Annotated in this window: 14 protein-coding genes; 12 read left to right on the forward strand and 2 right to left on the reverse strand. The window is 65.2% G+C overall.

Annotation, left to right across the window (positions count from 1 at the left end):
- From ACIRA7_RS10415 to puhC, 11 genes are all read left to right on the forward strand, one after another.
- Window positions 1–1,051, forward strand: a 1,051-nt coding sequence (locus tag ACIRA7_RS10415; RefSeq protein ID WP_396220777.1) for a nitrogenase component 1, incomplete at its 5' end; no start/stop codon positions are given.
- A complete protein-coding gene (gene bchH / locus ACIRA7_RS10420) occupies window positions 1,041–4,877 on the forward strand; it encodes a magnesium chelatase subunit H (RefSeq protein ID WP_396220778.1) in 3,837 nt (1,278 codons plus the stop codon). The genes ACIRA7_RS10415 and bchH, both read left to right, overlap by 11 nt.
- A 25-nt stretch (window positions 4,878–4,902) precedes the next feature.
- Entirely contained in the window at window positions 4,903–5,799 is an 897-nt protein-coding gene (gene bchL, locus ACIRA7_RS10425) for a ferredoxin:protochlorophyllide reductase (ATP-dependent) iron-sulfur ATP-binding protein (RefSeq protein WP_396220779.1), read from the forward strand.
- On the forward strand, window positions 5,799–6,602 hold the full coding sequence (bchM, locus tag ACIRA7_RS10430) for a magnesium protoporphyrin IX methyltransferase (RefSeq protein ID WP_396220780.1): 804 nt from the start codon (window positions 5,799–5,801) through the stop codon (window positions 6,600–6,602). The genes bchL and bchM overlap by 1 nt, the downstream gene beginning before the upstream one ends.
- A 45-nt stretch (window positions 6,603–6,647) precedes the next feature.
- A complete protein-coding gene (locus tag ACIRA7_RS10435) occupies window positions 6,648–6,962 on the forward strand; it encodes a hypothetical protein (RefSeq protein ID WP_396220781.1) in 315 nt (104 codons plus the stop codon).
- A 17-nt stretch (window positions 6,963–6,979) separates the two neighbouring features.
- Window positions 6,980–8,065: a magnesium-protoporphyrin IX monomethyl ester (oxidative) cyclase gene (acsF, locus tag ACIRA7_RS10440; protein WP_396220782.1), complete on the forward strand. Its 1,086-nt coding sequence runs from the start codon at window positions 6,980–6,982 to the stop codon at window positions 8,063–8,065.
- Window positions 8,066–8,127: 62 nt separating this feature from the next.
- Entirely contained in the window at window positions 8,128–9,522 is a 1,395-nt protein-coding gene (locus ACIRA7_RS10445; protein ID WP_396220783.1) for a BCD family MFS transporter, read from the forward strand.
- 28 nt (window positions 9,523–9,550) lie between these two features.
- Window positions 9,551–9,751 (forward strand): hypothetical protein, encoded by a 201-nt coding sequence (locus ACIRA7_RS10450; RefSeq protein WP_396199927.1) that lies wholly within the window; start codon window positions 9,551–9,553, stop codon window positions 9,749–9,751.
- Window positions 9,751–10,293: a photosynthetic reaction center subunit H gene (gene puhA / locus ACIRA7_RS10455; protein WP_396220784.1), complete on the forward strand. Its 543-nt coding sequence runs from the start codon at window positions 9,751–9,753 to the stop codon at window positions 10,291–10,293. Before ACIRA7_RS10450 ends, puhA begins: the two co-directional genes overlap by 1 nt.
- The gene (puhB, locus tag ACIRA7_RS10460; RefSeq protein ID WP_396220785.1) at window positions 10,290–10,958 is read left to right on the forward strand and encodes a photosynthetic complex putative assembly protein PuhB; all 669 of its coding nucleotides are present in this window, start codon (window positions 10,290–10,292) and stop codon (window positions 10,956–10,958) included. Before puhA ends, puhB begins: the two co-directional genes overlap by 4 nt.
- 13 nt (window positions 10,959–10,971) lie before the next feature.
- Complete coding sequence (gene puhC, locus ACIRA7_RS10465; protein ID WP_396220786.1) at window positions 10,972–11,478, forward strand: photosynthetic complex assembly protein PuhC; 507 nt, start codon at window positions 10,972–10,974, stop codon at window positions 11,476–11,478.
- 4 nt (window positions 11,479–11,482) lie between these two features.
- Here the strand turns inward: puhC and ACIRA7_RS10470 are convergent, their stop codons facing one another.
- Window positions 11,483–11,794 carry a hypothetical protein gene (locus tag ACIRA7_RS10470; RefSeq protein ID WP_396220787.1) on the reverse strand — a complete coding sequence of 104 codons (312 nt, stop codon included), beginning with the start codon at window positions 11,792–11,794 and terminating at the stop codon, window positions 11,483–11,485.
- Between the two features lie 194 nt (window positions 11,795–11,988).
- Between ACIRA7_RS10470 and ACIRA7_RS10475 the strand changes: the two genes are divergently transcribed.
- On the forward strand, window positions 11,989–12,666 hold the full coding sequence (locus ACIRA7_RS10475; RefSeq protein ID WP_396220788.1) for a hypothetical protein: 678 nt from the start codon (window positions 11,989–11,991) through the stop codon (window positions 12,664–12,666).
- A gap of 16 nt (window positions 12,667–12,682) precedes the next feature.
- Here ACIRA7_RS10475 and ACIRA7_RS10480 read toward each other — a convergent pair whose 3' ends face one another.
- Window positions 12,683–14,326 carry a hypothetical protein gene (locus ACIRA7_RS10480; RefSeq protein WP_396220789.1) on the reverse strand — a complete coding sequence of 548 codons (1,644 nt, stop codon included), beginning with the start codon at window positions 14,324–14,326 and terminating at the stop codon, window positions 12,683–12,685.
- Between the last annotated feature and the right edge of the window lie 203 nt (window positions 14,327–14,529).

Raw genomic sequence — 14,529 nt, forward strand, 5'->3', positions numbered from 1 at the left:
CTTCAACGTCGTGCTCTATCCTGAAGTGGCCGACACGACCGCGCGCTGGCTGCAGAAAACCTTCGGTCAGCCCACGGTGCGCACCGTACCGATCGGCGTCCTCGCCACGCGTGAGTTCGTCGAGGAAGTGGGTGAGGTCGCCGGCGTCGATGTGTCGGCGTTGCTCGAGCGCGAACGTGCCGGCACGGCGCAGGTAGATGCCAGTCGGTCGCTGCTGCCGTGGTACTCACGGTCGGTCGACTCCACGTATCTCACCGGGAAGCGCGTCTTCGTGTTCGGCGACGCCACCCACGTGATGGCGGCCGCCCGCATGGCGAAGGACGAACTCGGGTTCACCGTGGTCGGCATCGGCACGTACTCGCGTGAATATGCCCGGCCGATCCGTGAACTCGCGGCGGCGCTCGGCGTTGAGGCCCTGATCAGCGACGACTATCTCGCCGTCGAACAGCGCGTCACGGAGCTGGCCCCCGAGCTGGTGCTGGGGACGCAGATGGAACGTCACATCGCCAAGCGCCTCGGCGTCCCGTGCGCGGTGATCTCGGCGCCGATCCACGTGCAGGACGTGCCGGCGCGGCATTCGCCGCAGATGGGCTTCGAAGGCGCCAACGTCATTTTCGATACGTGGGTGCACCCGCTCATGATGGGACTCGAGGAGCACCTGCTGCACATGTTCAAGGACGACTTCGAGTTCAGTGACGGCGCCACGCCGTCGCACTTGCACGCGACCGCCGGCGCGAGTCCCGCGCGCAGCGAGACGATGGGCGGACAGCACAGGACGCCGTTCACCGCGCGCGCCGCCATCGAACTCGAGGCGCCCGAAGCGGCCAGTGCCGTCGGCTTCGCCGAAGAGGAAGACGAAATCGACGCGGTCGTCGCCGTCGCGCCGCTTGTCACCACCTGGCTGGCATCGGCCGAAGCCGAGCTCAAGAAGATTCCGTTCTTCGTGCGGGGCAAGGTGCGTCGGAATACCGAGAAGTACGCCATGGACCACGGTGTTTCTGAGATCACCGTCGATGTCATGTACGACGCCAAGGCATTCTATGGCCGCTAGCGCCGGGGCAAAGCCAATTCCCATTCGCGTGGCGATTACGACGCTCGACGCGCACCTGGCTGATGCCTTTGAGCGCGCCGGTGCGGCGCTTGTCCGTGACATTCCCGGCCTCACGATCACGATGCATGTGGCGGCCGACTTCGGCAGCGATCCGCTGGCCGCCGAGCGGGCGCGCCAGGACATCGCGCGGGCCAACATCGTGGTATGCACGCAGCTCTTTCAAGAAGAGTACGCGAACGCGGTGTACGAGGCCGTGCTGGCGCGTCGCGATGCGGCCGACGCGGTGCTCTGCGCCCTCTGCACGCCGGAACTCGTGAAATGCACGAAGCTCGGCAAGTTCGACATGAGCGGGGGAGAGTCACGCTCACCGCTCTCGCCGATCAACCTGCTCAAGAAGCTGCGCGGCTCGCGCGGCGACGGGAAATCAAGCGGCGAACGGCAGATGTCGGCGCTGCGCACGCTGCCGTCCATTCTGAAATTCATCCCCGGCACGGCGCAGGACGTGCGCGCCTACCTGCTGCTGATTCAGTATTGGCTGGCGGGTACCGCCGAGAACATCGAGCAGATGGTGAAGTACGCCATCGATCGATACGCGGACGGCCCTCGGAAGGCGCTGCGTGGCAAGCTCAATCCGCAGCAACCCCAGGCGTATCCGGAAGTCGGGCTGTGGCATCCGGCGCTGTCGAATCGCGGGATGACCGAGCGCCTCGAGGATCTGCCACGGCACCGTGGCACGGAGGTGGGCACGGTGGGCGTGCTCGTCGGTCGGTCGTATCTGCTGGCCGACAACGTGGCGCACTATGCGGCGGTGGTGCGGGCCCTCGAGGCCAAGGGATTGCGTGTGGTGCCGGCCTTCGCGTCCGCGCTCGATGCGCGGCCGGCCGTCGAGAAATACTTCACGAACGGCAAGGGGCAGGCGACGATCGATGCCATGATCAATCTCACCGGCTTCTCGCTGGTGGGCGGTCCGGCGTACAACAACGCTGACGCCGCACAGGACGTCCTGCGTGGGCTCGATGTCCCGTACATCACGCTGCAGACGCTCGAGTTCCAGACCATTCAGGAGTGGCGGAATGACGCGCGCGGCCTGAATCCGTTGCAGGCCACGCTGCAGATCGCGATTCCTGAGCTGGATGGCGCGATCGTGCCGACGGTGTTCGGTGGCAAAGGGGAGCCGCAGCCGGGCAAGGCGGCCGCGTCCGAGCCGATTCCCGAGCGTATCGATCGCGTGGCCGAGCGCGTGTCGAAGCTGGTGGCGCTGCGGCGCAAGGATCGCGCGCACCGCAAGATCGCGCTCATTCTGTTCAACTTCCCGCCCAATGCCGGCAACACGGGCAGCGCGGCATACCTCGCGGTGTTCCCCTCCATGCAGCGCGTGCTCGCATCGCTCAAGGAGCAGGGATACACCGTCGACTTGCCGTCGAGCGCCGACGATCTGCGCGAGCGCATCACGGGGGGCAATCGGGAGCGCTACGGCGCGCCGGCCAACGTGCACACCACGATCCGCACCGACGATCATGTGCGCCGCGAGCCGTACCTGGCCGAGATCGAGAAAACATGGGGCCCTGCACCCGGACGACAGCTGTCCGACGGACAGTCGATTCAGGTGATGGGGCTGCAGCTCGGGAATGTGTTCATCGGCGTGCAGCCGTCGTTTGGATGGGAAGGAGATCCCATGCGGCTGCTGTTCGAAGGCGGATTCTCGCCGACGCATGCCTTCAGCGCGTTTTATCGGTGGTTGCGTGAGGACTACGCCGCCGATGCGATTCTGCACTTTGGTACGCACGGAGCGCTCGAGTTCATGCCCGGCAAGCAGTCGGGGCTTGACGATCGCTGCTGGCCCGATCGACTGATCGGTGACGCGCCAAACGTGTACTTGTACGCGTCGAACAACTCGTCGGAAGGCACGCTGGCCAAGCGCCGTGGCAATGCGACGCTGGTGTCGTACCTCACGCCGCCGGTTGCGAACGCGGGCCTGTACCGCGGCCTGCTCGATCTCAAGAGCACGCTGGACCGGTGGCGGGCGCTCGATCAGACGAAGGCCGGCGAGGCGTCGTCGTTGCGCGAATTGATCCAGCAGCAGGCGGCGGCGGTGGAGTTGGCTGACGCGACGCCGGCGTGGACGGCGAGCGAGACGGATGCCCGCGTGACCACCCTCCGGGACCGGTTGCTGGAGCTGGAGTACGAGCTGATCCCGATGGGGCTGCACGTGGTCGGCGAGCCCATGTCGCCCGACGCCCGCGTTGGCGTGCTGGTCGAAATGGCGCGCTCCGGTCGCCCGGAGTTGGAGCTGCCGCCGATCGGGGATACGATCGTGGCCGGGGTGAGCGCGCGCGCGGCCTCCGACGACACCCTGCAATCGGTGGAGCAGGTGGTGCGCGCCACGGTGCGGTCGCTCGTCGATGGCAAGGACGTACGCACGGCGATGCGCGCGGCGATTGGCGCCGCCAAGGAGCAGGGGCTGCGCGTCGCCGACGAACGGGCGCTGCAGCAGCACCTCGAGGCGCTGAGTGGGTTCGACGCCTCGCTCAGCGAGGATCGCGAAGTCGCCGGCATTCTGCGTGCGCTCGATGCCCGCTATGTGTCGCCGGCGCCCGGTGGCGACTTGCTGCGCAATCCGCAGGTCCTGCCGACCGGGCGCAACATCTACGGATTCGATCCGTATCGGGTGCCGAGTGCGGTGGCCATGCTCGAAGGTCGCGTGCGCGCGGACCAGCTGTTGGCCCGCTACGTGGCCGACAACGGGGCGTTGCCGGAGTCGGTGGCCGTCGTGCTCTGGGGCACCGACAACATGAAGAGCGAGGGCACGCCGCTGGCACAGGTCCTGTCGCTCATGGGAGTCGTGCCGCGCTTCGACGCGGTTGGCCGTCTCACTGGGGCGCGTCTCCTGCCGCTCTCCTCGCTGGGGCGTCCACGGGTCGATGTGGTGGTCACGCTGTCGGGCATCTTCCGCGACCTGTTGCCGTTGCAGGTGAAGCTCCTGGCCGAGGCCGCGCTGATCTGTGCGCAGGCTGATGAAGACCCCTCGCAGAACTTCATTCGCAAGCACGCGCTGCAAACCATGGAGGAGACGGGGTGTGATCTTGCCACCGCCGCGTTGCGCGTGTTCTCCAACGCCGACGGGGCGTACGGCTCGAACGTCAACCTGCTGATCGACACCGGCAAGTGGGAGAAGGAAGACGAGCTGGCCGATCTGTTCGTGCAGCGGAAGGGCTTCGCGTACGGAACGGACGGCCGTCCGTCGTGCCAGCCGGCGTTGATGAAGCGGGCGCTGGGGCAGGCCACCCTGTCATTTCAAGGGCTCGATTCCGTCGACCTTGGCGCCACCGATATCGATCAGTATGTGGAGTCGCTGGGTGGCATGACGCGCGTGATCGCGCAGCAGCGTGGTGGTGACGCGCCAGCGGTGTATGTGGGCGACTACAACAACGCACAGGGTAAGGTGCGCACGCTGACCGAGCAGGTGGAACTCGAGTCGCGCACGAAGCTGCTCAATCCGCGGTGGTACGAGAGTCAGCTCGAGTACGGCTACGAAGGTGCCCGAAACATCGCGGGGCACGTCATTACGACGTTTGGATGGTCCGCCACGGGTGGGAAGAGTGCCGTGCCGGAGTGGGTGTACGCGGAGACCACGAAGACGTTTGTGCTCGACGATGCGATGCGCGAGCGTCTCGCGCAGGCCAATCCGGACGCCGCCTCGGGGCTGGCGCAACGTTTGTTGGAAGCGAACGACCGCGGGTTCTGGTCCCCCGATGAAGCGACGCTCGAGGCGCTGCGCAACGCAGCAGCGGACCTCGAAGACCGTCTGGAGGGGGTGTACGCATGATCTGCCATACGACCGGAGAAACACGATGACTGCAACACGACTGCCGATTCTCGACGCCGTGGGTGACGGCGAGGGAAGCCTTCAGGTGCATCTGGACGAAAACACCAAGATCGATGGCGCGCTCGTCATTGCCGTGTACGGCAAAGGCGGGATCGGCAAGAGCACGACGTCGTCCAATCTGTCGGCCGCCTTTTCGCGGCTGGGCAAGCGCGTGCTGCAGATCGGCTGCGACCCGAAACACGACTCGACGTTCACGCTCACCAAGAAGATGGTGCCGACGGTGATCGACGTGCTCGAATCGGTCGACTTCCATTCCGAAGAACTGCGCCCCGAAGACTTCATGTTCGAGGGGTACAACGGGGTGCAGTGCATCGAGGCGGGCGGTCCGCCGGCCGGCACCGGCTGCGGTGGCTACGTGACCGGCCAAACGGTCAAGCTGCTCAAAGAGCACCACCTGCTGGAAGACACCGATGTGGTGATCTTCGACGTGCTGGGCGACGTGGTGTGCGGTGGCTTTGCCGCCCCGTTGCAGCATGCGCATTACTGCCTCATCGTCACGGCGAATGACTTCGATTCGATTTTTGCCATGAATCGGATCATCGCCGCCATTCAGGCGAAGTCGAAGAACTACAAGGTGCGGCTCGGTGGTGTGGTGGCGAACCGCTCGAAGGACACCAACGAGATCGATCGCTTCAACAAGGCTGTTGGGCTCAAGACCATGGCGCACTTCCAGGACATCGACGCAATTCGCCGCAGCCGCCTGAAGAAGTGCACGATTTTCGAGATGGACGACTCGCCCGAGGTGATCGCCGCGCAGGAGCAGTACATGCTGCTCGCCTCGCGGATGCTCGACGAGGTCGTCCCGTTGCCGGCGAATCCGCTCAAGGATCGCGAAATCTTCGACCTCTTGGGGTTCGACTGATGCCGACTCAACTCTCTACAGATATTCCCACGATTCCGGGTCCGTCGTTCGATGGAACGTCGCCTGGGGGTTCGCACGCCACATCGGTGTCGTACCTCGAGCGGCGGGCCTGGATCGGGGAATACTTTGACCGCACGGCGGCGACCGCGTGGAAAACGCTGACCTCGGATGCGCCGGTGTCGCGCATCCGCGAGACGGTTCGGGCTGGCCGCGATCAGATGCGGGCGACCCTCCTCCGGTGGATGGCGCCGGATCTGCACGGCGTGCGGATTCTGGACGCAGGCTGTGGAACCGGGACGCTGGCGATCGATCTCGCGAAGCGCGGTGCCGAGGTGGTCGCGATCGACCTGTCGCCCACGCTGGTGGATCACGCGCGGGAACGCGCTGATGCCGAAGGGGTGGAGATCGACTTCCGATCGGGGGACATGCTCGACCCCGCCCTTGGCGAGTTCGACCATATGGTCGGGATGGACTCCCTGATCCACTATGACTTGCCGGACCTGGTGGCCGCGCTTGGTACGCTGGCCCCGCGGGTTCGCGAGAAGATGCTCATCACGGTGGTGCCTGGGACGCCCATGCTCGTGGCCATGCGCGCCATCGGGCGCCTGTTCCCGAAGTCTGACCGGGCGCCGGCGATCGTTCCCGTCTCCGAGCGGGCGTTTCGAACGGCGCTCTTAGGCTCGCCAGTCCTCGATACTTGGGGTATGGTTGGAACACGGCTGGTGGAACGCGGTTTCTACCGCTCCATGGCCATCGCCTTGCATCACAGCTCGCTGGGGACCAGCACCCCCTCTCGGCGCTGACGCCTACCGTTTTCCAGGATCGACGTGATGGATGGTATGGGTTGGATGATCGCAGGAGTTGGCGTCGCCGCTGCCGGTGCGTGGTTCGTGATGCGCCGTCGGGTCGAGGTCGCGTGCACGATCGACCTCGAGTCGACGCACGACCACTTCCATGCGCACGTCGACCTCGACGGCGTCGAGGTCGACCCGGGCGACGAGGTCCTGGTGCACAACGCCCCGACGCACATTCCTTTTGGGACGCAGCGTACCTACGCCTCACGGGCCACGGTGCAGCGCGCCAGTTGGTTGCGTCGACAGTTCGTGAAGCTGACCGGCGGCACGGAACTGTATGAATTGTATGACGTCGGCTTCGAAGGCTGAGGAGAGACACACTACCTATGTACCCGACCGCTACTGAGTTGCCCGTTCGCGCGTACGACAACGTGAACGACAGCACCAAGAACGCGCAGCAGGACGCGATGCTGAATCCGCGGTTCTATACCACGGATTTTGCCAAGATCGACGCGCTGCAGATCACGTCCGAACACCAGCAGATGTGGGACGACATCCTCGCCGAGTTCCGGCGCGATCCGAATAAGAACCACTTCAAGCGCAACGAAGAGTTCGATGCCGACTTCGCCTCGATGGATCCGAACCTGCGCGAGCAGTTCATCGAGTTCCTGGTGTCGTCGGTCACTGCGGAGTTCAGCGGGTGCATTCTGTATGCGGAAATCAAGAAGCGGATCAAGAACCCCGAAGTGCGCGAACTGTTCGGCTTCATGAGCCGTGACGAAGGGCGGCACGCGGGGTTCATCAACCACACGCTCAACGACTTCGACGTGGCGGTGGATCTCAGCTTCCTGACGAAGGCCAAGAAGTACACGTTCTTTCAGCCGAAGTTCATCTACTACGCCACGTACCTGTCGGAGAAGATCGGATACGCGCGCTATGTGACGATCTTCCGCAACTTCGAGAAGCAACCCGAGAAGCGGTTCCACCCGATCTTCAAGTGGTTCGAGAACTGGTGTCTCGACGAGTTCCGCCACGGCGAGGCGTTCGCGGTGCTGATGCGCTCCAATCCCGAACTGCTGGAGGGGCGCAACAAGCTGTGGATTCGGTTTTTCCTGTTGGCGGTGTTCTGCACGATGTACGTGCGCGATCATGCCCGGAAGCCGTTCTTCGAATTCATGGGCATCGACGTCGATGACTACGATCGTCGTGTCATCAAGCTCACGAACCTGATCAGTCGGCAGGTGTTCCCGGAGACCATCGATACCGAGAGTGAGGCGTTCTGGGCGCTGATGGATCGGATGTGGCGGAACACCGATGCCATGCGTACGCTCGAGAAATCCGGCGGCGTGTTCACGAAGGTGAGGGTGACGCTGCTCAAGGTGGCTAACGGCTTGACGTTCGTACAGCTGTTCCTGCGCCCGCCGCATCGGCAGGCGCTGCCGGCCGACGTCCGTATGCAGCCGGTTTGGTAGGGCCGATGGCACCGAAGCCCGGGGTTTCTGTTCGCGTCTGGTTGACGCTTGGTACACGGTTCATGCCGTTCGCGGATGTCGCGACTGCCGAGATGCCGTTGAGTCGTCTGTTGCGCCTGTCCCTGTTTCAGCTCTCCGTGGGCATGGTGCAGACCCTCTTCGTCGGCACGTTGAATCGCGTCATGATTCTCGAGCTGCGCGTGCCGGCGTCACTGGTCGCGATCATGTTGGCCATCCCGCTGTTGGCGGCCCCGTTCCGTGCCTTGATCGGCTTCAAGTCCGATACGCACAAGAGTCTGTTGGGTTGGAAGCGCGTGCCGTTCCTCTGGGGCGGGACGATGCTGCAGTTCGCCGGGTTGTCGATCATGCCGTTCGCCTTACTCGTGCTCTCCGATGGCCCACGCGTCGGGCCCTCGTGGATCGGGCACGTCGGCACGGCGCTCGCCTTTCTCCTCGTGGGAGCCGGCGCGCATACCACGCAGACCGCGGGACTCGCGTTGGCCACGGATGTGGTGTCCGAAGACAAGCGGCCGCGCGTGATCGCACTGATGTATCTGATGATGCTCATGGGGACGCTGATCAGCGCCCTCTTCCTGGAATCGGTGCTGCGCGACTTCACGCCATTGCGCCTCATTCAGGTCATTCAAGGGACCGCCGTCTTCACCATTGTGGTGAACATGATCTCCCTGTGGAAGCAGGAAGCGCGGGTGCGCGGTGTGGTCGAGTATGCGAAGGGTGAGCGTCGCCCCATGTTCCGTGAGGCGTGGCGTACCTTCTCGAGCGGTGGACAGGCCGTCCGTCTGCTCGTCGCGTCGGGGCTCGGCTTCTTCGCCTTCAATCTCCAGGATGTCCTGCTCGAGCCGTACGGCGGGGAAGTGCTCGGCCTGTCCGTGTCGCAGACCACCCTGCTCACCGCCGTCATGGCCGCGGGTGCTGTCATCGCCTTCGGGCTCTCGGCGTCGATGCTCCGCCGCCAGCAGGATCCGATTCGCCTCGCCGCGCTCGGGGCCCTGATCGGTATTCTCGGATTCGCCGGCATCGTGTTCGCCAGTCCACTGGAGTCGGCCGGGATGTTCCGCCTCGGCGTGGGACTGATCGGCCTCGGCGAAGGTTTCTTCGGCGTCGGTACGTTGTCCTACGCCATGCAACTGCGTGATCCCTCGCAGCATGGTATTGCGCTTGGCGCGTGGGGTGCGGTCTTTGCGACCGCGGAAGGGCTGTCCTTTGCGCTCAGCGGCGTGATGAAAGACTGGCTCTCGCATCTGGTGCAACGGGGGGCGCTCAGCCCCGGCTTGAACGTGCCATCGGTCCCGTACTCTGCCGTGTATCACCTCGAGATCCTGATGCTGTTCGCCACCCTGGTGGCACTCGGACCTCTCGTCTCCCGTCGCGTCGCCGGTCAAGCCGAGCGCGATTATGCCAGCCGTTCGTTCGGGCTGGCGGACATTCCCGCTTGACCATTCTTCAACGCTCGGAGCCATAGCGATGCAGTACATCGACGGAGCCCAGATTGCCCTGTACGCGTTCTGGATTTTTTTCGCAGGGCTCATCATCTACATTCGCCGCGAGGACAAGCGGGAAGGCTATCCCCTTGAATCACCGCAGGGACCGCGTGACGGGTGGCCCAAGTCGGCCGGCCCGAAGACCTTCATTCATCGGCCGCACAGCGGCGAGGAGACGCACTGATGTCGGACATCAAAGCGGTGCCGGTCGACGGCTTCAATGGGTCGCCGCTGATCCCAACTGGAAACCCGATGATCGATGGCGTTGGCGCGGCCGCGTGGGCGGATCGTGCCGATGAGCCCGATCGCACGTTCCATGGCGCTCCCAAGATCGTGCCGATGCGCCTCGACCCCACGTTCTCCGTAGCGAAGGGCGATCCGGATCCGCGCGGTTTGCCGGTTGAAGCGGTGGACAAGGTGGTGGCGGGCACCGTGATCGAACTGTGGGTGGATCGCGCCGAGCCGCAGGTCCGCTACTACGAGGTCCAACTGTCCGGAACGGAACGGCGCATCATGCTGCCCGCCGGCTTCGTGCAGTGGCCGAATTTCGGGCTCTGGGGCAATGACCGTCTCCTCGTGAAGTCGATCACCGCGGCGCAGTTCGCCGATGTGCCCGCGATCCGCCGTGACGATCAGATCACGTTGCTCGAAGAGGACAAGGTCATGGCGTATTTCGCCGGTGGCCATCTGTACGCCACGGCCGACCGGAGCGAGCCGATCATATGAGCCGTCCCGAGGTGGGGAACGCCGAATACATCAAGGGAGTCCCCCATCCGCTTCCCGCCGGCGAACATGTGCTGTGGGAGGCGGCTCCCGACGCGCGCGCGCTCGCGACGCACGTCTTCCATCGCCGGCTGGTGGCGCTCTATTTCGCGGCCATGCTGGTATGGTGGGGCATTGTGACGGTCGAGCCGGTGCTGAGCCGGGCGTTCGCCGTGGGACTCGGTCTTCGGCTAGCGTTGACGCTCATCGTATTGGCGATTGCGGAGGTCCTGGCCAGAGCGTCGGCGCGAACCTCCTGGTATGCCATCACGAACCGGCGCGTCGTGATGCGTCTCGGTGTGGTGTTCCCGATGTCCATCAACATCCCGTTCTCGATCATCGACGGTGCTCGAATCGGCACCTTCAGTGATGGGACCGGTCAGCTCGTGCTCACACTCGGGAAGGCGAATCGGCTCGCGTACATTGCGTTGTGGCCGCACTGCCAGGTGTTTCAATTGACGCATCCGGAACCGGTGCTCCGCGCGCTCGTGGATCCTAAAGGCGTGAGTGCGTTGCTCGTGAACGCCATCGCTGCCGCCGCGGAGCCCAACGTTCGCATCGAGCGGACGGGAGAGCGGGGCGATGCCCCCGCCGAATCCATGACGACCGCACAACCGGTCGTGGCATGAGCGAGGTATTCGTATGACCAGTCCTGTGCACTTTGAGGCGGAGCCCGGCGCGAGTCCGGATGCCCGGCCACTGGAGGTTCCGAAGCCGGCGCTGGTGATGGCTGCGGCGCTGATCGCGGCGGTCTTCATGCTCTGCATCGCCGCGCGCATCTTCGGATTCGGCGCGTTCGCCGAACGGCAGTCGGCGATCATCGCCGAACGTCAGCTCCTCTTTACCGATGAGAGTAACGGCGGTATCCGCGTCGTCGATGCGACGACGAAGGGGCTGGCCGCTTCGCTCGAGCCGGGTACGAACGGATTTCTTCGCGGCGCACTACGCGCGCTCACGCGAGGACGTACCAGTGCCGGGATCGGACAGGCGGTGCCGTTCCGGTTGGTGCGTTATGCGGACGGACGGCTGGTCTTGATCGATCCAACGACCAATCGTTCGGTCACGGTCACAAGCTTCGGGTCGACGCAGGTCGAGTCATTCGATCGGCTCCTGCGTCCCATGCCGAGTTCGGCCGCCGTCACGCCGTAGTGTGCTAGCGCAGCGGCGCCTGCGTCGACAGGAGTCGCTTCGCGCTCGCGGCGACCGCGGCATCCGGGTGCGACGAGTACTGCGTCAACAAGTGCGCAACCTCGGGATGATTGAGGTGCGACGCGAGTTCTAACGCGCACACGAGGGTCACCTGGTCGGGAGCGGCCTTCACCAGCAACTCGAACCCCCGAAACGCGCGGATGTAGGCGATGCGACCAGCCAACTTCGACAGCGACTCGGGAAGCGGTCGGTCCAGCGACGTCGCCCCGCGGCCGCCCACGAAGTCCGGATTGCGGTAACCAATACACCCGCTCATTGCCTCATCGATCTTGCCGGCAAGCGTGCCACCACAGCCGGCGAGCCCGAATACCAATACCCCTGCCCAATGGCGCGGTCGGCGGTGTGTGGCGGGCCAGGCGCGCGTTGCTAGCACACGCAGTCGGTCAGAGAAAGAGGATCGCATGGGGACCATCTTCGCGCGCGCGCGCGGCAAAATCAAGCTCCGCTGAGGTGCACATCGATCCGCTCGGGATAAAGGCGCCAACGTACCGCCGTCTGGCCATGGAGCAATGGGGACCGCTGCGGAAACGCACCGAGGTCCGATTGGCCATCATCACGGGGGTCTGCGCCGTGCTGATGCTACTGGCGGCCGGCCCATCGCTGATATGGACCGCCGATCCCACGGCGCTCGGCGTCGGCAGCTTGCTCCTCATTCACACCGCGATGGAGTTGCGGCCGTTTCGCGACCGATGGCACGCGTGGCGCACGATCGGAGCGATCCGGCTCGAGGTGCCCACCGTTGATCTCGTTCCCGGACAGAGTACCCCGTACGTCGTTCGCCTCGTGCCGCGTCGCGCCGGACAGCTGCAGTCGGTCTCGTTGCACTTCGCCTATCGCGAGTCCCGCAGCCAGCCAAGCGCCACCGTGTGGGAAGTGGACGCGATCCTGCCGTCGGCCACGCTCGCCGTGCAACAGGGCTGCGACGTCGCGATCGACGTGGTGCTGCCGCTGGGGGTACCACCTTCGCGTTACGACGACCAATGGATGCGCGCATGGACCGTAACGGCCGCGGTCACGCTCACCGACGGGCGTTACTGGCGACGTGAGTACCCCGTGATGGTATATCCCGGCCCCCTGCCGCCGGCCACGTCAGCAGGATCGAGCGCCGTCGGCACGCCAGAGGTGTAGGGTGGGGCGCTACGCATTACGGGGTACTCAATAGCCCCGTGCCTTTCACTTCGATGGCGCACGACACATCTGCCGCGGCGGCGCGCAGTCGGCGGAAGAGCAGAATGTTGACGGTCAACGCCATCGTTCCATCAGCCCCGAACCGTCCACTGAGCCGCGTGGTGAGGGCCGTGCTGGTACGCGCTTGATCGGGCATGATGCGTGGTGCTGAGGCGAACGCGCCCTCCTGGTCAATGACCGTGGCGAAGCGGTCGCCCGCCTCGAAGGCGATCGTCAACGTGTCGGCGCCCGGTACATGGCGTACCGTCGCCCAGTCCGAGGTCTGCGGCGTCTTCGACCAGATCTCCTTGCAGGTGGCCGAGCCCGTCGCGACGGCGTCGCCGTAGCGAATGAGATATCGCCCGCTGACCCCGCGGGCGCGCAGTGATTGGGTCGCCCCAGAACGTGGTGCCCGCGCGGCTGACACGGATGCCGAGGCCGAGACCGACGTGCCGGTCGCGCTCGGCCGGAACTGCACCGTGTTGCCGAACTCCGTCACGATGTGGTCGATCGCTTCCTTGCGTAGCTCGTGGCGAAGCCCGGTTCGCATATCGAGAAACACGATGGCACCCGCACGCACGATGTCGACGCGTCCTTGCATGCGTGAGCCGTCCATCAGGTACACCTCGTCGAAGCGGAGGTCGGGACGGCTCGCAATCGCGCGAGCCGACGGCGCGAGCGGACGGGCACTGCCCGTCGCCCGGCGCACGGGTTCCACCAGAACGAGCTGGCCTGAGTCGACAACCGTGCGTGGGAGCGCGTTGAGCGTCAGCGATGGGACCCCAACTCTGCTGCTGCCGACGCGCGTCGGCGCGACCGGTAGCGGCGCACCCGCAACCGACGCCGTGTTTGCACTCGCACTCGTACTCGCACTCGCACTCGCCGCCGTCGCCGTCGTCGGTCGCCGCCGCGATTGAATGGACCACACGATGCGGGACATTCCCGCCAGATACAGCACGAGCCCAGCCGCCATCGCGAGGCGCGTCGCACGACGCCACGCCGGCGAGAGCGGTGGGGCCGGCGTTCGGGAGCGACGAGGCGTAACGAACGCGCCAGGACCGCGGGCGCCGGCCGTGGTACGGCCGCTCACGGTGGTCCGCGACATACTGGCCGTCGCACGCGCGACGGGGACGGCGACGGGGACGCGCGCGACGGCTGGCCGAGTGCCGGTGAAGGCGCGCGGTGGTGCGGGGGCCGGCGTTAGCGGCACCGGGGGGACCGCGGCCTGGCGACGTGGTGATGACCCAACCGGCGGCACTGTCGGCGTGGGCGTCGCGACGTGAGCCACTTCATCGATAAGCCGGAACGCCGTGCCCCACGCATCGATCGCCCAGCGCGCCATATCGGTGGCCACAAAGCGTTCTGCCGACCACTGCATCGCAAACGATGACGCCAGCGTATCCCACTCGGCGCGCTCCACCGATGATGCCGGTAGCCGCTGAGGTAATCCGCGACGGATCGCTTCCAGCAGAAGCTCGGCCAATGGACGCGCCGCACTGCCCGTTTCGTCGAGCAACCGGTTTCGAAAGCGCACCAGCGCGGCCTCCTCCCACTCGGGAGGGTGCTCGGCAACCACACGACAGAGCGCTCGTTGGACCAGTTCCTGGGACACGAGGCTCATCGCAGCGGCTCTTCCGGCGAGGCTCCGCGCCGCTGTGCGACTCGTGCCGTCATCGAGTGATGCGCTCGGCGACCAGATCGGCCAGCGTCATGCACTGTTGCGTTCGACCCCACCGGATAATGGCGTTGGTCTCGGTTTGGGTTTCGGCCACAAAGCCGGTTGTGGTAAATCGTCCGCGCATGGAAAACTGCCATCGGATGCCG

Origin of the sequence: Gemmatimonas sp. (assembly GCF_044376735.1) — a bacterium.
GTDB lineage: Bacteria > Gemmatimonadota > Gemmatimonadetes > Gemmatimonadales > Gemmatimonadaceae > Gemmatimonas.